General features: G+C 71.4%; 16 protein-coding genes, 1 pseudogene and 1 riboswitch. Of the genes and pseudogenes, 12 read left to right on the top strand and 5 right to left on the bottom strand.

What is annotated here, in order from left to right; all coding sequences use genetic code 11:
- Window positions 1–228 precede the first annotated feature (228 nt).
- Entirely contained in the window at window positions 229–4,044 is a 3,816-nt protein-coding gene (locus tag BR98_RS13140; RefSeq protein ID WP_083977438.1) for an nSTAND1 domain-containing NTPase, read from the bottom strand.
- A gap of 271 nt (window positions 4,045–4,315) precedes the next feature.
- Between BR98_RS13140 and BR98_RS13135 the strand changes: the two genes are divergently transcribed.
- A complete protein-coding gene (locus BR98_RS13135; RefSeq protein WP_035844594.1) occupies window positions 4,316–4,738 on the top strand; it encodes a MarR family winged helix-turn-helix transcriptional regulator in 423 nt (140 codons plus the stop codon).
- A gap of 60 nt (window positions 4,739–4,798) precedes the next feature.
- Window positions 4,799–5,179, top strand: a complete 381-nt coding sequence (locus tag BR98_RS13130; RefSeq protein ID WP_157537732.1) for a hypothetical protein — start codon at window positions 4,799–4,801, stop codon at window positions 5,177–5,179.
- A 226-nt stretch (window positions 5,180–5,405) separates the two neighbouring features.
- On the opposite strand, the gene BR98_RS42300 is transcribed toward BR98_RS13130, so the two are convergent.
- Both BR98_RS42300 and BR98_RS13120 read right to left on the bottom strand, forming a co-directional pair.
- On the bottom strand, window positions 5,406–6,326 hold the full coding sequence (locus BR98_RS42300) for a LysM peptidoglycan-binding domain-containing protein (RefSeq protein ID WP_324606669.1): 921 nt from the start codon (window positions 6,324–6,326) through the stop codon (window positions 5,406–5,408).
- 5 nt (window positions 6,327–6,331) lie between these two features.
- Window positions 6,332–6,455: riboswitch (cyclic di-AMP (ydaO/yuaA leader) on the bottom strand.
- Between the two features lie 206 nt (window positions 6,456–6,661).
- A complete protein-coding gene (locus tag BR98_RS13120; RefSeq protein WP_051969722.1) occupies window positions 6,662–8,065 on the bottom strand; it encodes a serine hydrolase domain-containing protein in 1,404 nt (467 codons plus the stop codon).
- A 158-nt stretch (window positions 8,066–8,223) separates the two neighbouring features.
- Between BR98_RS13120 and BR98_RS13115 the strand changes: the two genes are divergently transcribed.
- A complete protein-coding gene (locus BR98_RS13115) occupies window positions 8,224–9,444 on the top strand; it encodes an RNA-guided endonuclease InsQ/TnpB family protein (protein WP_035844591.1) in 1,221 nt (406 codons plus the stop codon).
- Between the two features lie 185 nt (window positions 9,445–9,629).
- Window positions 9,630–10,454 carry an SAM-dependent methyltransferase gene (locus BR98_RS13110; protein ID WP_051969721.1) on the top strand — a complete coding sequence of 275 codons (825 nt, stop codon included), beginning with the start codon at window positions 9,630–9,632 and terminating at the stop codon, window positions 10,452–10,454.
- A gap of 25 nt (window positions 10,455–10,479) precedes the next feature.
- On the opposite strand, the pseudogene BR98_RS42550 reads toward BR98_RS13110, so the two are convergent.
- Window positions 10,480–10,767 (bottom strand): annotated as a pseudogene (locus tag BR98_RS42550) (helix-turn-helix domain-containing protein); the annotation flags it as partial.
- A 155-nt stretch (window positions 10,768–10,922) separates the two neighbouring features.
- Here BR98_RS42550 and BR98_RS40255 point away from each other — a divergent pair.
- Both BR98_RS40255 and BR98_RS40250 read left to right on the top strand, forming a co-directional pair.
- On the top strand, window positions 10,923–11,072 hold the full coding sequence (locus BR98_RS40255; RefSeq protein WP_198042215.1) for a hypothetical protein: 150 nt from the start codon (window positions 10,923–10,925) through the stop codon (window positions 11,070–11,072).
- 73 nt (window positions 11,073–11,145) lie between these two features.
- Window positions 11,146–11,313 (top strand): hypothetical protein, encoded by a 168-nt coding sequence (locus BR98_RS40250; protein WP_198042214.1) that lies wholly within the window; start codon window positions 11,146–11,148, stop codon window positions 11,311–11,313.
- Window positions 11,314–11,347: 34 nt separating this feature from the next.
- Here BR98_RS40250 and BR98_RS13100 read toward each other — a convergent pair whose 3' ends face one another.
- Window positions 11,348–11,710, bottom strand: coding sequence for an HGxxPAAW family protein (locus BR98_RS13100; protein WP_035844587.1), 363 nt, complete (start codon window positions 11,708–11,710; stop codon window positions 11,348–11,350).
- A gap of 104 nt (window positions 11,711–11,814) precedes the next feature.
- On the opposite strand from BR98_RS13100, the gene BR98_RS13095 reads away from it, so the two are divergent.
- The 6 genes from BR98_RS13095 to lpdA all read left to right on the top strand — a co-directional run bounded on the left by BR98_RS13095 (window position 11,815) and on the right by lpdA (window position 17,976).
- Window positions 11,815–12,300: a MarR family winged helix-turn-helix transcriptional regulator gene (locus BR98_RS13095; RefSeq protein WP_035844585.1), complete on the top strand. Its 486-nt coding sequence runs from the start codon at window positions 11,815–11,817 to the stop codon at window positions 12,298–12,300.
- A gap of 62 nt (window positions 12,301–12,362) precedes the next feature.
- The gene (locus BR98_RS13090; RefSeq protein WP_035844583.1) at window positions 12,363–13,286 is read left to right on the top strand and encodes a pseudouridine synthase; all 924 of its coding nucleotides are present in this window, start codon (window positions 12,363–12,365) and stop codon (window positions 13,284–13,286) included.
- Between the two features lie 22 nt (window positions 13,287–13,308).
- Window positions 13,309–14,019: a pyridoxine/pyridoxamine 5'-phosphate oxidase gene (locus BR98_RS13085; protein ID WP_232247394.1), complete on the top strand. Its 711-nt coding sequence runs from the start codon at window positions 13,309–13,311 to the stop codon at window positions 14,017–14,019.
- A gap of 464 nt (window positions 14,020–14,483) precedes the next feature.
- Window positions 14,484–15,326, top strand: coding sequence for a transglycosylase family protein (locus tag BR98_RS42295; RefSeq protein WP_035844581.1), 843 nt, complete (start codon window positions 14,484–14,486; stop codon window positions 15,324–15,326).
- Window positions 15,327–15,489: 163 nt separating this feature from the next.
- A complete protein-coding gene (locus BR98_RS13075) occupies window positions 15,490–16,467 on the top strand; it encodes an alpha/beta fold hydrolase (RefSeq protein ID WP_035844580.1) in 978 nt (325 codons plus the stop codon).
- 99 nt (window positions 16,468–16,566) lie between these two features.
- Entirely contained in the window at window positions 16,567–17,976 is a 1,410-nt protein-coding gene (lpdA, locus tag BR98_RS13070) for a dihydrolipoyl dehydrogenase (RefSeq protein ID WP_035844578.1), read from the top strand.
- Window positions 17,977–18,038 lie beyond the last annotated feature (62 nt).

Here is an 18,038-nt window from a genome sequence, read left to right as displayed (position 1 = left end):
GGCTGACGGATGCTCAGTGACGCTCGGTGCTGCTCGGTGCCGCTGGCTGCCGGTGATTCGAGAGTGGTCCCCGGGCCGAGCGGTGTCCAGCAGGCAGCCGTCGCCCAATCGTCGGGAAACGGGAAACGAATTGGGAAACCGGCTCTGACCTGCGGAATTGTTCTAGGGTCAGCAATCGGGTCAGGAGTCGGGCCAGCAATCGGGCCAGCAATCGGGTCAGCAGTCGGGTCAGCAGTCGGGTCGGTAGGGCTGGTCGGGCAGCAGCCTGGCCCAGCGGTCCGGGCCGACCCGCCCCACCACCCGGCAGATCCCGGCCGTGCGGTCCCGCAGGTCGAAGGTCCAGAGCCGGACCGTGCCGTCACTGCCACCGCTGACCAGGGTGCGGCCGTCCGGGCTGAAGGCCACCGACCAGGCGGCGTCGGTGTGTCCGGTCAAGGTGGCGGTGAGGGCGTGCGCGGCGGTGTCCCAGGTGCGGACGGTGCCGTCGTTGCCGGCGCTGGCCAGGGTGCGGCCGTCGGGGGAGAACGCGACCCCGCGCACCGAGCCGGTGTGTCCGGTCAGGGTGGCGGTGAGGGTGTGCCCGGCGGCGTCCCAGGTGCGGACGGTGCCGTCGTTGCCGGCGCTGGCCAGGGTGCGGCCGTCGGGGGAGAACGCGACCCCGCGCACCGAGCCGGTGTGCCCGGTCAAGGTGGTGGTCAGCCGCTTGTAGCTCACGTCCCAGAGCCGGACCGTCAGGTCGTCGCTGCCCGAGGCGAGGGTCCGGCCGTCCGGACTGAAGGTGACGGCGTTGACGAAGTCGGTGTGCCCGGTCAGTGCGCCCATCGGGCGGTGGCCGCGGACGTCCCAGAGCCGGACCGTCCGGTCCTCGCCGGCCGAGGCCAGCACCCGCCCGTCGGGACTGAACGCGACCGCGAAGACCGAGCCCTGATGGCCGGTGAACTCCGCCACCTGCTGCTGCGTGGACAGGTCCCAGAGGCGGATGGTCTGATCGGCGCCGGCCGAGGCGAGCAGCCGCCCGTCCGGGCTGAACGCGATGCCGAAGACCGACCCGTCGTGCCCCGCCAGGGTGCCGGTCAGCCGGTGGTGGGCGACGTCCCAGAGCCGGATCAGGTGCGCGGCGTCGGCTGCCGCGACGGTCCGCCCGTCCGGGCTGAACGCGGTCTGCCACACCTCGGCGAACGGGTGCACGATCAGGGCGGAGGCGCCCAGCTCCCAGAGCGCCGCGGTCTGGTCGAACCCGGCGGTGGCGAGCAGCGTGCCGTCGGCGCTGACGGCGACGCCCTGGACGTAGTCCGTGTGCCCGCTGAGGGTGCCGACCACCCGGCGGGTGGCCAGGTCCCAGAGCCGGACCGTACCGTCGCCGCCGGCACTGACCAGGGTCAGCCCGTCGTCGGTGTAGGCCACGCTGTTGACGTCGTCGCTGTGGCCGATGAGGGTGGTGATCAGGTGGTGCTCGACGGTGTCCCAGAGCCGGACGGTGCGGTCCGCGGCTCCCGAGGCCAGCGTCCGGCCGTCCGGGCTGAAGGCCAGGCCGAGGACTTCGTCACTGTGGCCGGTCAGGGTGGCGACCGGGTTGCCGGTGCCGGTGTCCCAGAGCCGGATGCTGTGGTCGGCGCCGGCCGTGGCGACGGTGTGGCCGTCGGGGCCGAAGGCCACGGCCAGGATCTCGCCGGTGTGGCCGGTCAGGGTGGCGATCAGGGTGTGACTGGCGGTGTCCCAGAGGCGGGCCAGATGGTCGTCACCGCCCGCGACCAGGGTCCGCCCGTCCGGGCTGAACGCGACCGACCGCACCGAGCCGCCGGAGCCGAACAGGGTCACCGTCGGCCGACGCCCCGTCACGTCCCAGAGCCGCACCGTGCCGTCCGCGCTCCCCGAGGCGACGGTCTCGCTGTCCGGGGCGAAGGCCACCGTGCGCACCGAGCCGCCGTGACCGGTCAGGGTGCTGTCGGCCTGACGGTCCTTCACATGCCAGATCTTCACTGTGCAGTCCGAGCTGCCGGTGGCCAGCCAGATGCCGTTCGGACTGAAGGCCACCGCGTTGACCGCGCCGGTGTGACCGGAGAGCCGGCCGGCGAACGGCTGGGCCTGGGTGCTGAGCAGCGCGCCCCGCGCCTCGGTGGTCGGCGCGGTGCGGTACGCCTGGTCGGCCAGCAGCATCGAGGCCTCGGGCCGGCCGGCGGCCAGCGCGGCGGACTCCGCCGCCAGCGCCTTGGAGAGGGCGGTCCGGCGCTCGCCGAACGCGGCCGACCGCTGCTGGTAGGCGACCCCACCGGCGGTGACGGCCAGCACCAGCAGCACCGCGAGGACGACCAGCAGTTGCCGCCGCCGGCGGACCTGCCGACGGGCCGTGCGCTGCCGCTCCTCCTGCTGGTTGTGACTGGCCGTCAGGAAGGCGGCCTCGCGCTGGGTCAGCGCGGCACGGCGGTCGGGATCGCGCAGGAAGTCGTAGGCGGTCGCCAGCCTGGTCCCCCGGTAGAGCGCGGCCGGATCGCGCTGCTCGCGCTCCCACTCGGCGGCGGCCTCGGCCAGTTGCTGGCGCACCAGCAGCGCGGCCCGGTCCTCGTGCAGCCAGCCGCGCAGCCGGGGCCAGGCCCGCAGCAGCGCCTCATGGGTCAGCGTCACCGTCTGGCTGTCGACGGTCAGCAGGCGGGCCTGGACGAAGGCGTCGAGCACGGCGGCACTGCCGGCGGGCAGTTGGCGGAGCAGCTGGTCGCGCGGGACCGGGCGGCGGGCCTCCTCGCTCTCCTCGCTCTCCTCGCTCACCTGGATCAGCTGCAGCAGCAGTTGACGGGCCGTCTGCCGGCCCTGGTCGCCCAGGCCGGTGAAGACGTTCTCAGCAGTGGCGGCGATGGCGCCGCGGATCCCGCCGGTGCGCAGATAACCGGCCACCGTGAGGGTGCTGCCCTCGCGCTGCTGCCAGGTGGCGAGCAGGGCATGCGAGAGCAGCGGGAGCACGCCGGCCACGCCTGCGGCCAGCGGATGGCGGGCGGCCGGGAGCGGCCGATCGGTGGCCGAGTCGGCGGTCGAGCCGGTGGCCTGGTCCGGGAGGGTGAGCTCGGGCAGGCCGAGGTCGCGCAGCAGCACCTCGACCAGGCCCGGCTCCAGGGTGAGGCTGGCCGCCGCAGCCGGGCGGGTGATCGTCTCGCGCAGTTCGCCCGCGGTCATCGGGCCCAGTGCGAGCAGGCCGCGGGTGAGCACCGGGGCCAGCTCGGGGTGGTCGAGGCAGCGGCCACAGAAGTCGGCCCGGATGCCGAGCACGACCAGCGGCGGTGTGTCGGTGCCGAGGTCGCAGATGGGAGTGGTCGCCAGCTCGCAGAGCCGCTGGATGAAGGCACGGCGCTCGGCCTCGTCGGTGCAGAGGGTGAAGACCTCCTCGAACTGGTCCACCACCAGGACCAGGCCGGTGGCGGCGGTGGCGGTGCTGCCGGCGATGGCGGCGGTGGTGCTGCTGGTGGTGGTGCTGCCGGTGCCGGGCGGCCGGCTCGGCTGGGCGGGGAGTGGGGCCTGGGTCGACGGTGCGTCAAGGAGCTCGCGCAGCATGGCGAGCGGGTGCGCGGTCGGCGTTCGGACCAGCACCCGGCGATGCTGGGCCGGGCGGCCGGAGGGCAGTTCGCCGCGCTGCAGGGCGGGTACCAGGCCGGCGCGGAGCAGCGAGGACTTGCCCGCGCCGGACGGGGCGACCAGGGCGAGCGGGCCCTGACCGGCACGCTCGGCCAGGCGGTCCAGGAGCGCGGCGAGTGCGGCATCCCGGCCGGCGAACCAGTGGGCGTCCTGCGGGCCGAAGGGCGCGAGGCCGAGGTAGGGGCAGCGGGAGTCGGGGCTCGTGACCTCCGCGTCCGTCGCCGCTCGGCTCGGCTGCTCCGCCCCCGGCGCGGCAGCCGCCTCGGCCAACCGAAGCAAGGCCCCGCCGGCGCCGAGCAGGTCGTCGCAGTGGCGGGCGAGGTCGAGGCCGGCCGGCTTGCCGCCGTTCTCGATCTTGCTGAGGTAGCCCTTGCTGTAGTGGATCCGGCGGGAGAGCGCGCTCAGCGACAGGCCACGGGCCATCCGCAGTCGCCGCAGTTCGGTGCCGAAAGTGCCGGAGGTGCCGGAGGTGCCGAGGTCGCACGACTGCTCAGCCGGTTGGTCGGCCGGTTGGTCGGTGAGCTGTTCAGCTGGTGGATCGAAGTCCACGTGCACCCCGCGACACCCTGGTGGCCGCCCGTGGCGGCGGTCGGATCTGTCACGCCAAGACTACCGTTTGTAACCGTCCGGTCCGACCGGCTATGTTGTACTCCCCAACCAGTGGGGCTGAGTGGTTGAGCTGAGGAGCAGTCGGGTGTCCGGCCGAGACGCGTCGATCGAGATCATCCAGCGCGAGCTGACCGCCTTCGCCCGCCGGGCCCGGCACAAGGCCTCGCAGCTGCACCCGGAACTCTCGCTGGTGACGTACAGCATGCTCGACCTGATGAACGAGCGCGGCGGCTGCCGGGCGGCCGACCTGGCCGCCTACTTCATGCTCGACAAGTCGACGGTGAGCCGACAGGTCGGTGCGCTGGAGAAGTTGGGGTACCTGAGTCGCGAGGCGGACCCGGAGGACCACCGCGGCCAGATCCTGCGGCCGAGCGACGCCGGACTGGCCCTGCTGCGCGACGCCCATGAGATGCGCCGGCAGTCCTTCACGGAGCGGTTCACCGACTGGACCGACGAGGACGTGGCGCGGCTGGCCGGGTACCTGGTCCGCTACGGCGCGGCCGACTGAGCCCGGCAGCCGGTCTTCGCCAACGCTGAGCCCGGAGCCTGCCACCGCATACGAACGGGCGTGCTGATAGATTCGCCGCCCGTGATCATCAAGTGCACCGTGCAGCTCGCCGGCGCCGCCGCCCTGCTCGCGCTCAGCGGTTGCGCGGGCGTCTCGCCGGCTGGGCACTCCACGGTGCAGTCGACCAAGAAGCCGTCCCGGGCGGCCACCGATCTGCCGACCGCGGTTGCCGTACCGAGCGGGGGACTGCGTCCCGACGACTGCGTGCGGGCCGGTAACGCGGCCGACGCCTGCTCCTTCGGCCTGCCGCGGATCGATCCGAGCAAGCCCTGTGAGGACAACGGCCTCGGGATTGCCGGCACTGCCTACTACCGCTGCTTCGGCAGCCGCTGGGTGGACATCCACCGCTCCGACCTCCCGGTCGCCGAGCCGAGCCGGTAGGCCGCGGATCCTGGTACCCCCAGTACTCCCGCCCCTCGGCACTCCCGACCCCCCCCGGTACTCCCGACCCCCAGGTCCCCGGTCCCGGATCCCGGGCATGCAAAGCCAAAAGGCCGGTCGTCGGGGCTTTGCAAAGTTTGCAAAGCCCCGACGACCGGCCGATGGCTGAATCATCCTGGAATCAACCCGGGGAATCCCGAGGGATCAGATCAGGCGATCAGGCGGCTCAGTACGCCGAGTGGGTCTGCCAGAAGGCCCACGCCGCGTTCGGGCTGCCGTAGGTGGAGTTCATGTACTGCAGCGCCCAGCGGAGCTGGGTCGCGGGGTTGGTCTGCCAGTCAGCGCCGGCCGAGGCCATCTTGTTGCCGGGCAGGGCCTGCGGCAGGCCGTAGGCACCCGAGCTCGGGTTGGTGGCGGTGATGTTCCAGCCACTCTCGTGGCTGATGATCTGGTCGAACGAGGCCAGCTGGTCGGCCGGGACGATCGACGCGGCGAGCGCCTGCAGCGAGGCGACCGAGTTGTTGGCCGGAGCCGGCACGGCGGCCGGGGTGGCGGCCAGCGGGCTGCGGGTGTTCGAACGGCTGGCAGCCTGGGTGTCGCTCTTGGCGGACGGCGCAGCCTTGGCCGGGGCCGACTTGGCCGGGGCCGGGGTGGACGGGGCGCTCTGCGGCTTGGCCGGAGCGGCCGGGGCGGCCGGGGCCTGCGCCGGAGCCTGGGCGGGAGCCGAGGCAGTGGCCAGGGTCAGGTGCTGACCGGGGAAGATCAGGTTCGGGCCCTTGGTGAGCACGGACTTGTTCAGCTCGTAGAGCTTCTGCCAGCCACCCTGCACGTTGTGCGAGGCGGCGATCTTGGACAGCCAGTCACCCGAGACCACGGTGTAGGTCGCGGGAGCAGCGGCCGGGGCGGCAGCCTGGGGGGCGGCCTGCGGCGCGGCCTGGACGGCGGCCGGCTTGGCGGCCTCGACCACGTGGGTCGGGGCGGCGGCCTGCAGCGCGACGGCGGTGTTCTGGTGGGCCGGGGCGGCGGTGGCGCCACCGGCGGCGATCACGGGGATACCGGCACCGACGCCGGCCACGACGGCGGCGGCGACAACGCGCTTGATGGTGCTGCGGCTGGGCAGGCTGGGACGACCGTTGAGGGACATCATGAAAAGCTTTTCCTCTCCCACGCCTGCGAGGTGAGCTGTCGGATTCGGGCTGGAGTTGCCCGGCCGCGCTAGGCGCGGCTTCACCCCAAGCCCCGCCCGGACCAAGTCCGGGTGAGGCGACTTACCTGTGGTTCCCCCGCCCCTGCCGTGGTGCTGTGAAGGCACGTGCTCGCTCGGCCCGGCGGCAGGATTCGGCGTTCCGGAGAGCGAGGTTCGTGTGAGGACGAACGAGAAGCACCGTAGGCAGGTCGAAGGTCCCATCACAAGCCAATGTGAGGTGTCTCATGTTGGGACCTAAAGATCCATAACGATACAAATCGTCACCCGACGGGCCGTCAGCCCGCGTGCCACCCCTGCGGGTCCACACCCCCGGGAATCGCCTCCGCGGGGCCGTACGGCTCCCGGGTCAGGACGAAACTTCCCAGGTCAAGATGGCTGACCGTGCCGTCCGCGGCGTGCACCACGCGCAGCGGCTCACCCGCGTAGTACCCGTCCAGACCGGTCCAGCTGCCGTCCGGCTCGGGTCGGAACCGCGAGGCGCGGGCCGCGCTGCCGAGCTCGGTCAGCTCCAGCGCCCGGCCGGCCCGCAGGTGCAGGGCGACCGGGTTCGGCCCCCAGTACCAGGGCCCGGTCAGCGCCAGCAGTTGCGGATCGGCGTCGGTGAACGGCCGCCAGGGCGCGGGGAAGCGCGGTTCGCGCTCGGCCACGATCGAGACCAGGTCGGCGGCGATGGTCGAGGTGGGCGTGCCGCTCGTCACATTGGCCAGGGTGACCGCCGCCACATCGTCCTCCTCGCTCAGCCAGAGCCCGGCCAGGAAGCCCGGCATCGAGCCGCCGTGGCCGACCAGCACCCGACCGTTGCGCCGCGCCAGCTGCAGACCGAGGCCGTAGCAGGCGGTCCAGTCGCCCTCGGGCCCGACGGCCGGACGGCGCATCTCGGCCAGCGTGTCGGTGGCGAGCACCTTCTCGTCCCCGGCCAGCAGGAAGGCGGCCCAGCGGCACAGGTCGGCGGCGGTGGACCAGAGCTGCCCGGCCGGCCCCATCGCGCCGGTGTCGGTCAGCGGCTCGGGCAGCATCACATCGGCCCACGGGTGCACGGCGAAGCCACCCGCGTGCGGGGACTGCGGCAGCAGCGTGGTGCGGGTCAGCCCGAGCGGCTCCAGCACCTCCTGCCGCAGCACCTCGCCCCACGGCTCCCCGCGCAGGCGCTCCACCAGAGCGCCGAGCAGCGCGTAGCCGGGGTTGGAGTAGTGGAACCGCTCGCCGGCCGGGTGCCGGAAGGGCTGCTCCTCCAACAGGTCGGCCAGCTCCGGGCGGAGCGACCCCGGGGTGCGCTCCCACCACGGCCCGGGCGTCTCGGAGGACAGGCCGGCCGCGTGGCAGAGCAACTCGCGGATGGTGGCGCGGCCGGCCACGGTTCCGGGCAGGTGCTGTTCCAGCGGATCGGCCAGATCGAGCAGCCCCTCGTCGCGCAGCCGCAGCACCAGCACGGCGGTGAAGGTCTTGGAGATGGAGCCGATCCGGTACTGCACGTTGGCGTCGGGCGCGTGACCCTCGATCATGCTGCGGGCGCCGGACCACACCATCCGCCCGCCCCGCATCACGGCGCCCACCAGCGAGGGGGTGCGGCCCTGCGCCTGGCCGACCGCGAGACGGTGCAGCAGGGCGCGGCGGGTCTCGGGCAGCAGTGCCTCCGGCAGCAGGCCGTGGGGCAGCAACTCGTCTGACAGGTCGGTCATCTGATACCTCCAAGGAAACCCCGGCCTTCAGGTCGGGGAGGGATTGGATCTCCCGGGTAGTGGGTCAGGGCTGGGCAGGCCGCAGTCAAGGCGGCATGCTCTTTCGGTAGGTGATTACTCGTCAGATGGTCACAAGGATGGATGTCAGTGTGTGATCCATGGCGGCCACCCACGTGAAGCGGGCGTTCAAGTACCGCTTCTACCCGACCGATGCGCAGGCGGCTGAGCTGTCGCGCACGTTCGGGTGTGTACGAAAGGTCTACAACATGGCGTTGCAGGCCCGCACGGAGGCGTGGACGCTTCGCCGGGAGCGGGTCAACTACAACGCCACCAGCGCGATGCTGACCGGGTGGAAGAAGGCCGAGGAACTGGCTTACCTGTCTGAGGTGTCGTCGGTTCCGTTGCAGCAGGCGCTGCGGCACCTGCAAGGGGCGTTCGCCAACTTCTGGCTGAAGCGGGCGAAGTATCCGACGTTCAAGTCGCGGAAGAAGTCCCGCAAGTCCGCGGAGTACACCAGCTCCGCGTTCCGGTTCCGGGACGGACGGCTGACGCTGGCGAAGATGAGCGATCCGCTGGATATCGTGTGGTCGAGGCCGCTGCCCGAAGGCAGTGTGCCGTCGATGGTTACCGTGTCGCAGGACGCGGCCGGGCGCTGGTTCGTCTCTGTGCTGTGCGAGGACCGGCCATCGATGCCTGCGGCCGTGAACGCGGCGGTGGGTGTTGATGCCGGTGTCACCAGCCTGGTGACGCTCTCCACGGGGGAGAAGGTCGCCAACCCGAGGCATGAGCGCCGAGACCGGGAACGCCTGGCCAAGGTTCAGCGGGACCTTGCCCGCAAGGCGAAGGGCTCCAACAATCGCGAGAAGGTCCGTATCAAGGTCGGCCGGGTGTATGCCCGGATCGCCGATCGGCGCAGGGACTTCCTGCATAGGCTGACCACTCGACTCGTTCGTGAGAGCCAAACGATCGTGATCGAGGATCTGAGCGTCCGGAACATGCTCGGGAGCCGGAAGCTCTCCCGAGCCATCTCGGACTCTTCCTGGACCGAGATGCGGTCCATGCTGGAATACAAGGCCGATTGGTACGGGCGGGACCTGGTCGTTGTCGACCGATGGTTCCCCAGTTCCAAGCTGTGCTCGGCCTGCGGAACCTTGCGGGGCAAGATGCCGCTCAACGTCCGTGAGTGGACGTGCAACTGTGGAACGACGCATGACCGGGACGTGAACGCAGCCAAGAATATTCTGGCCGCCGGGCTGGCGGTTGCCGCCTGTGGAGACGGTGTAAGACCTCAACGGAGCACTCCGGGCGGGCGGTCGTTGGTGAAGCAGGAAGTAGTCCCACCGCCGCGCAGGCGCGCGGCGGCTCAGCCGCGAGGCTGAGGGGAATCCCCGCCCCCTCAGGGCGGAGAGGATGTCAACTGATCTCGCATTCGCAGACTCGGGGTGGCCGACTGTCGACATTACTCGGGCCCGCCCCGGGGAGCTCGCTAATAACCTGAGACACCCGCTCGCCGCCGTGGACGGGCCCGCTATGCTGCACCGGACCGCCGGGGAGGCGGTCGGCGATGCGGGTACGGAACAAAGGGGAGACGGTGCAGCAGGCCTGGGGCAACGAGAACGTGACGGACCTTCAGACCGACCGTCCGCACCCCGCCCGGATCTACGACTACTGGCTGGGCGGCAAGGACAACTTCCCGCCGGACCGGAAGGCGGCCGAGCACGCGATCAGCGTCTCCGCCGACATACCGGCGGCCGCCCGCGAGAACCGCGCCTTCCTGCAGCGGGCGGTGCGGATGGCCGCACAGGCGGGCATCCGGCAGTTCGTCGACGTCGGCGCGGGCCTGCCCTCGCCGGGCAACGTGCACCAGGTCGCCCAGTCGGTGGCTCCCGAGAGCCGGGTGGTGTACGTCGACAACGACCCGATCGTGCTCACCCACGGGCGGGCGCTGCTGGCCGACAACCGCAGCACCACCGTGCTGACCGGCGACGTCCGCGACCTCGACGAGCTCTTCGAGCGCCCCGAGCTGCAGGCCCTGGTGGACTTCTCGCAGCCGGTCGCTGTGCTGCTGGTCGCGGTGCTGCACTTCGTCAGCGACGAGGAGGCCCACCGCGCGGTGCGGCAGGTCCTCGAGCGGGTGGCGCCGGGCAGCTACCTGCTGCTCTCCAACAGCACCTACGAGGGCAACCCCGAGCGGGCCGCCGAGGCCGCGAAGACCTGGGACAAGACCGACTCCGGTATCCGGCTGCGCAGCCGCGCTCAGGTGACCGAGTTCTTCGACGGCTGGGAGCTGCTGGACCCGGGCGTGGACTTCGTCCCGCTCTGGCGCCCGGACGGCCCGACCGAGGGCACCACGCGCTGGATGTACGCGGGCGTGGGCCGAAAGGTCTGAACCTACGGCCGACCTGGGAGGAGACCGGCGCGGAGTGTGTGTGGGCCACCTTCTGAGCGATGGCCCGGTGCGACCAGGTCGCCTCCGGATGCGGTGCCGCGCTGGTCGCGGTGGCCACGATCGCCACGCGGACCTCGGGGCCGTAGGCCTTCGGTCGCCCCGAGCGTTCGGCGTCCCGCAGACCGCTCGGGCCCAGGGCGGCGAACCGGCCGCGCCATTTGCGCACCGTGTTCACACTGATATCCAGCTCCCGGGCGATCGCGCCATTGGCGAGCCCGTCCGCCGCCGCGAGCACGATCTTGGCCCGCAGCACCGCCCGAACCTCGGACTTTGCCGACGCCACCGTCCTCACCAGCCGTTCGCGGACCTGTCGATCGATTGCTACCGCCACCGCCGTCCGTGCCCGTCGCTCACCCCCCACGGCTAACGATCATGGCGGCGACCCCTCATACCCGGCAGGATGGGCCCGTGCCGAAGAACCCGTCGAAGTCGATGCAACACCACCTGCGCCAGCGCCTGAACCGCCACGCTCGCGAGCGCTGGCCGCACGAAGACGCCATCATGGTCCGCTTCCGCTCCGGATTCGCCTACATCGCAGCCGAGTTGCCCGGCGGATAGCGTCTGCTGCTGTACCGACTGCGCTTCACCGGAGCGCTGCACACCTGGGGCTTCGCCCTCTACCCGGCCAGCAATGACAGCTAATGACAGCTGTTGGGACAGCATCCTGCCCAGCGGACTGTCCGCCGGTTCCTCGGAGGAAGCCCTCGACTGCGCGGGCGGCCTCTACCTCACCGAACTGGCCATCTGTTCAACAACCCTCAACGGACATCTGGGGATCAGCGCCAGGTGCGTCGACTGAGGAGGCCGACCCCACGCATGGGATCGGCCTCCTTCTATGCGTCGGCGACGCCACCCTGTTCGACGCGCACGGCCTCGGCCGGATGTCGCACCCTTCTGTGGCGGCCGGCGAGACGGCAGCCGAGGCAGTCAGGGTGGCCGTGGCAGGCGTCCGGGTCGGGGGTGCGCCAATGCCGACGGTGGGGCGGGCGCGGGCCGGTGGGCTTGCCCCAGCCGGCCAGATGCAGCACCCAGCTGGCCACCGCGCCGAGGGCTGTGAGCAGTCCGCCGGCCCAGAGCCCGGAGGGCGAGTCGAGGACGAAAGCCGCGCCCATGGTGGTGAAGCCGAGGATTGCGATGACAGACCCGGTCCAGCCCGCGACCGTGTGCCCCATGTCGTGATCGCTGTGTGCGCTCATGTCTCCTCGTTTGATGTGATGGGCGGGCGGGCGGGCGGTGGTTAATGACTAACGGTTTCATTTATCTCACAAGATAAGTATCTTAGATACTAAGGAGATTTTGGGTGAAAGGCAAGCCGCGCCCCCAGGCGACACCCGAGCAGGCGCAGTACGCGATGGACCGGATGATCGCGCTGGCCCAGTTCGGCCAGCAGGACATCGCCGCCCGGCTCGGGCTCAACGTCACGGACCTCACCTGCCTCGGCTTCGTCGTCGAGACGGCGCTAGCCGGCGAGCCGCTGGCCGCCGGCGACCTCGCCGAGCGCGCGCAACTGACCACAGGGGCTGTGACCGGGGTGCTCAACCGTCTGGAGAAGGCCGGCTACGCCCACCGCGAGGTCGATCCGGGAGACCGGAGGCGAGTCCGCGTGGTGATGGCGGACGACGCGCAGGCCCGCATCCTTCAGGTATACGGCCCGTTCTACGCTCGCATCGGCGCGCTGTTCGCCGACTACACGCCCGACGAGATCGCGGTGATCGCCGATTGGTTCACCCGGGCCAAGGCAGCGCTGGACCAGTCCCTGGACGAGATCAGGAACAACAAGCGGTAGAGGCCGATCCAGCCCTGGTGCTGATTCGCAGCATTCCGCGGAGCAGCCCTAGGCTTGCCGGAATGAGACGCAGGACGAAGCCGGCCCCCGCGCCCCTGCCGCAGCGGCACGGGGTGGACCCGGTGCGGGTTCGGCTGCCCGCGGACGGGGAGTGGCCGACGGTCGGGGCGTACCTGGCGCACCGGCTGCCGGATGCGGTGGCCGGGCGGCTCGCGCAGATGCTCGACGCCGGGGAGATCCTCGGCGCGGACGGGCCGATCGGTCCGGACACTCCTTATAGGGGCGGCGCCAGCGTCTGGTTCCACCGCGACCTGCCCGCCGAGGTGCCGGTGCCGTTCCCGGTGGAGCTGGTGCACCGGGACGAGAACATCGTGGTGGTCGACAAACCGCACTTCCTGGCCACCACCCCGCGCGGCAGCCATGTGGTGGAGACCGCGCTCTCCCGACTGCGGCACGAGCTGGGGCTGCCCGAGCTCAGCCCCGCGCACCGGCTGGACCGGCTGACCGCCGGGCTGGTGCTCTTCGTGGCCCGACCGGAGGCCCGCGGCGCGTACCAGACCATGTTCCGCGACCGCCTGGTCCGCAAGGAGTACCAGGCGATCGCCCGCTTCGACCCGAGCCTCGAACTGCCCCGCACGGTGCGCAGCCGGATCGTCAAGGAACGCGGCGTGATCGCGGCCCGCGAGGAAGCCGGGCCGGTCAACGCGGAGACCCTCATCGAGCTGCTGGCCGAACGCGACGGCCTGGCCCGCTACCGGCTGACCCCGTTCACCGGCCGGACCCACCAGCTGCGCCTGCACCTCTGTTCCCAGGGCATCCCGATCCTCAACGACCCGGTCTACCCCGAGGTGCTGCCGGCGGACGCCACCGACGATTTCCACGCCCCGCTGCAACTGCTCGCCGCCGGCCTGGAGTTCACCGACCCGATCACCGGCCGCGAGCTGCGGTTCCGGTCCCGGCGGGTGCTGGAGGCATGGCGCGCCTGACGGCGGGTGGGAAGATCACCGCGTGACGGAGAACCAGAGCGGGAACGAGAACCAGAACGCGGGCGAGAACGCGAGCGCGAACGAGCTCGCCCAGCTGCGGACGCTGCTGATCGACCGCCCGCCGATGGCACGCGAGCTGCCCGCCTTCGAGGTGGACGAGGCACCGGCGGGGCCGGGGGAGCTGTTCGTCCAGTGGCTGCTGGGGGCTTTCCGGGCGGGTGTGCCGGACGCACAGGTGATGGTGCTGAGCACGGCCGGGCCCGACGGACGGGTGCTGGTGCTGCGCGATGTCGACCCGGCAGCCGGGCTGTGGTGGTTCGCGGGGGACGCGGACAGCCCCAAGGGGCGCCAGCTGGCGGCCGAACCCCGGGCGGCGCTCACCTTCTACTGGCCGCAGCTCGGGCGGCAGGTCCGGGTCCGCGGGACGGTGCAGTCGGGCGAGGCGGCGGCCGCCGCCGAGCAGTTCCGGCTGCTCAGCCCCAACTCGCGGACGGCCGCCCTGGTCGGGCGGCAGAGCGAGCCGTTGACCGGAGCCGAGGAGTTCCGGACGGCCTGGGCGCAGGCGGCGGCGGAGCTGGCTCGGGAGCCGCGGACCGTCGCCGAGGGGTACACCCGGTACGCGGTGCGGGCCGAGGAGGTGGAGTTCTGGCAGGGGGCGGCGGACCGCCGGCACGTCCGGCTGGTCTACCGGCGGTCGGCGGACGGTTGGCAGCGGGGTCTGGTCTGGCCCTGAGACGTGAGACGTGAGACGTGAGGCGTGTGGTCCGGGCCACGGGAGGGCCGGATTGTGACGCTGAGTCGCAGCGGGTCGGCGCACGGTCGAGGATTCCGAGGTGATCCCGGGTGGCCTCGGTCACAACGGGCCGCAGGCGGGTGGGGCGGTTTGCCGAGTTTTCGGTGGTTTCCGCCGGTTTCCCGGGCCGAGTTTCCGTGGGTAACGCCCGCTGGCCTGCGCCGATCCCAAAATGGTTGATAACGGGCAGCCGGTTGCCTAACTTCGATCTCAGCGCAGCAAGCGCAACCCGGGACCACCCGAACACCCCACCGCAGCTCACGCGGTGCGGCACCACGGGGGGCCGGGACGGAGCGGGACGTCCCATACGTCACCGTCCGTCCGCAGGACGCGGCCAGCGAACCAGCCAAGGCATCCGCCTCTGGTTCCGTGCGCCCACCGGGACCTTGTCGAGAGGGATCACCTTGACTTTCCGTAACGAGAACACCGCCACCACCACCGCCACCGCCACCCCGAAGAAGCGCAACCGGGTCCGGATGGCCGTCATGGGCGGCGCGATGCTCGCCCTTCCGGTGGCGGGCCTCGTCGCGGCCAACACGGCCTCCGCCGCCCCCACCTCCACCTGGGACGCGGTCGCCCAGTGCGAGAGCACCGGCAACTGGAGCATCAACAGCGGCAACGGCTTCTACGGCGGCCTGCAGTTCACCTCCTCCACCTGGGCGGCCTACGGCGGCACCCAGTACGCGGCCAGCGCGGACCAGGCCACCAAGGACCAGCAGATCGCGATCGCCGAGAAGGTCCTCGCCGACCAGGGCCCCGGCGCCTGGCCGGTCTGCTCCGTCAAGGCGGGCCTGACCGCCGGCGGCGCCCCGGCCGCGGTCGACACCTCGTCCTCGACCACCACCGGCTCCACCACCGCCACCAAGCAGAGCGCCCCGGTCCAGCAGGCCACCCCCAAGGCCGCCACCCCGGCCCACGCCGCTACCCCGGCGCAGCAGCCGGCCGCCCCCAAGGCCGCCGAGAAGCCAGCCGTGAAGCCGGCCGTGAAGCCGGCCGTGAAGCCGGCCGTGAAGCCGGCCGTGAAGCCGGCCGAGAAGCCGGTCGTCGCGAAGGCCGCCGACAAGCCCGCCGCGCCGACCAGCACCAAGCCCACCACCGGCGCCACCTACACCGTCAAGAGCGGTGACACCCTGAGCGCCATCGCCGCCGCCCACGGCACCAACTGGCAGAGCCTGTACCAGCACAACGCGCAGGTCGTCGGCGCCAACGCCGACCTGATCCTGCCCGGCCAGGTCCTCAGCATCTGAGCACGCTGAACCGACCGCCACACCCGGCGCCCCCCTTCCCACTGCCATGGGAAGGGGGGCGCCGGGCGTTCTGCGCTGCTCGGCCACAGCGGGTGTCGAGGGCGCGCCGACGGGGGAGGAGGGCCACAGTACGGGTGAGTAACTCCAGGACGAGGGAGCGGTAGTGGTCCAGGCGGTCAAGCACGGGTCGGTCGAGGTCAACGGGATCCGGCTGCACATCGCCGAACAGGGGGAAGGGCCGCTGGTCCTGCTGCTGCACGGGTTCCCGGAGAGCTGGTACTCCTGGCGGCATCAGTTCGGCCCGCTCGCCGAAGCCGGCTACCGGGTGGTCGCCCCGGACCAGCGCGGTTACGCCCGCAGTGAGCGGCCCGCCGACCTGGCCTCGTACACGTTGCCGCACCTGGTCGGTGACGTGGTCGGGCTGATCCGGGCGCTCGGGGAGCAGTCGGCGGTGCTGGTGGGCCACGACATGGGCGGGCCGGTGGCCTGGCTGACCGCGGTGCTGCGGCCCGACCTGGTGCGCGGGGTGGTGGGACTGAGCACCCCGCCGGCGCTGCCCGCCGGGCTGGCACCGACCGCGCTGAGCCGGGAGACCTACGGCGAGGGCTTCTACCAGCTGTACTTCCAGCAGCCCGGCCGGGCCGACGCGGAGTTGGCGGCCGACATCCGGGCCAGCCTGCTGGGGATCCTGGCCGGCGGCTCGGGGGACCGGCCGGGCGAGCCGAAGCCCTGGGTGATCCCCGAAGGGCGCACGCTGCTCGATCTGCTGGGCCGCCCGCGCGAGTTGCCCGGTTGGCTGACCGAGGCGGACCTCGCGGTCTTCGCCGAGGACTACGCGCTGCACGGCGAGCACGCGTTCACCGGGCCGCTGAACTGGTACCGCAACATCGACCGCAACCACGAACTGCTCGCGGCCTTCCAGGGCCTCGGCGTCACGGTGCCCGCGCTGTATGTCGTCGGCGACCGCGACATGGTGACCACGCTGCGCGGAGTGGACCGGCGGCGTGCCGCGCTGCCCGCCATCGCCCCCAAGCTGCACGCCAGCATCACCCTGCCGGGCTGCGGCCACTGGACCCAGCAGGAGCGCCCGGCGGAGGTCAACGAGGCACTGCTGGACTTCCTCGCGCACCTGGACAAGTAGCTCGCACGCGGCGACCCGAGGACCAGGTCCACACGGCGGTGGACGGGAGGCATACAGTCGACGGCGTCAATGTCTCACCGATACGCCGGAACGAGGATCATGAGCACCACGCACTACGACGTCGTTGTCCTGGGAGCGGGTCCTGGCGGGTACACCGCCGCTGTCCGCTCGGCCCAGCTCGGGCTCAAGACCGCGGTCATCGAGGAGAAGTACTGGGGCGGGGTCTGCCTGAACGTCGGCTGTATCCCGTCCAAGGCACTGCTCCGCAACGCCGAGCTGGCCACCATCTTCACCCGTGAGGCGAAGACCTTCGGCATCAAGGTCGAGGGCCAGGTGACCTTCGACTACAACGAGGCGTATCTGCGCAGCCGCAAGGTGGCGGACGGTCGGGTTGCCGGCATCCACTACCTGATGAAGAAGAACGCGATCGACGAGTACGACGGTCGCGGCACCTTCGTGGACGACCACACCCTGCAGGTGGCGCTCAGCGCGGGCGGCTTCGCCACGGTCACCTTCGACCACTGCATCATCGCGGCCGGTGCCACCACCCGGCTGCTGCCCGGCACCGCGCTGAGCGACCGGGTGGTGACCTACGAGGAGCAGATCCTCAGCAGCGAGCTGCCGGAGTCCATCATCATCGCCGGTGCCGGCGCGATCGGCGTCGAGTTCGCCTACGTGCTGAACAGCTACGGCGTCAAGGTGACGATCGTCGAGTTCCTGGACCGGGTGGTCCCGCTGGAGGACGTCGACGTCTCCACCGAACTGGGCAAGCAGTACAAGAAGCTGGGCATCGAGATCCTCACCTCGACCCGGGTGGACGCGATCGACGACAGCGACCCGAACGCCAAGGTCAAGGTCACCGTCACCCGCAACGGGCAGCAGCAGGTGCTGGAGGCTGACAAGGTCCTGCAGGCGATCGGCTTCGCGCCGCGGGTCGACGGCTACGGCCTGGACGCCACCGGTGTCGCGCTGACCGAGCGCCGCGCGATCGCGGTCGACGGGCGCGGGCGCACCAACGTGCCGCACATCTTCGCCATCGGTGACGTCACCGCCAAGCTGATGCTGGCTCACGCCGCCGAGGCCATGGCCGTGATCGCCGCCGAGACGATCGGCGGTGCGGAGACCATGGAGATCGACTTCGTGATGGTCCCGCGCGCCACCTACTGCCAGCCGCAGGTGGCCAGCTTCGGCTACACCGAGGCGCAGGCGCGCGAGCAGGGCTTCGACGTCAAGGTCGCCAAGTTCCCGTTCACCGCCAACGGCAAGGCGCACGGCCTGGGGCACCCGATCGGCTTCGTCAAGGTGATCAGCGACGCCAAGTACGGCGAGCTGCTGGGCGCGCACCTGATCGGCCCCGAGGTGACCGAGTTGCTGCCGGAGCTGACGTTGGCTCAGCAGTGGGACCTGACGGTGAACGAGGTGGCGCGCAATGTGCACGCCCACCCGACGCTGGGCGAGGCCGTCAAGGAGGCCATCCACGGCCTGGCCGGACACATGATCAACTTCTGATCGGACCAGCGGACGATCAGATCGACGGTGGCCCGCCCAGCATGCCGGGCGGGCCACCGCGT

Source organism: Kitasatospora azatica KCTC 9699 (assembly GCF_000744785.1).
GTDB classification, from domain to species: domain Bacteria; phylum Actinomycetota; class Actinomycetes; order Streptomycetales; family Streptomycetaceae; genus Kitasatospora; species Kitasatospora azatica.
Note: the sequence above shows the minus strand (reverse complement) of the source record. Positions and strands in the feature narration are given on the sequence as shown.

What these genes read in the sequence shown, in the direction of transcription:
- BR98_RS13140 (WP_083977438.1), bottom strand. Translation starts at nt 4,044, where the DNA reads ATGGCCCGTGGCCTGTCGCTGAGCGCGCTCTCCCGCCGGATCCACTAC.
- BR98_RS13115 (WP_035844591.1), top strand. Translation starts at nt 8,224, where the DNA reads ATGGCGGCCACCCACGTGAAGCGGGCGTTCAAGTACCGCTTCTACCCG.
- BR98_RS13100 (WP_035844587.1), bottom strand. Translation starts at nt 11,710, where the DNA reads ATGAGCGCACACAGCGATCACGACATGGGGCACACGGTCGCGGGCTGG.
- BR98_RS13110 (WP_051969721.1), top strand. Translation starts at nt 9,630, where the DNA reads ATGCGGGTACGGAACAAAGGGGAGACGGTGCAGCAGGCCTGGGGCAAC.
- BR98_RS13120 (WP_051969722.1), bottom strand. Translation starts at nt 8,065, where the DNA reads ATGACCGACCTGTCAGACGAGTTGCTGCCCCACGGCCTGCTGCCGGAG.
- BR98_RS40250 (WP_198042214.1), top strand. Translation starts at nt 11,146, where the DNA reads ATGACAGCTAATGACAGCTGTTGGGACAGCATCCTGCCCAGCGGACTG.
- BR98_RS13090 (WP_035844583.1), top strand. Translation starts at nt 12,363, where the DNA reads ATGAGACGCAGGACGAAGCCGGCCCCCGCGCCCCTGCCGCAGCGGCAC.
- lpdA (WP_035844578.1), top strand. Translation starts at nt 16,567, where the DNA reads ATGAGCACCACGCACTACGACGTCGTTGTCCTGGGAGCGGGTCCTGGC.
- BR98_RS42300 (WP_324606669.1), bottom strand. Translation starts at nt 6,326, where the DNA reads ATGATGTCCCTCAACGGTCGTCCCAGCCTGCCCAGCCGCAGCACCATC.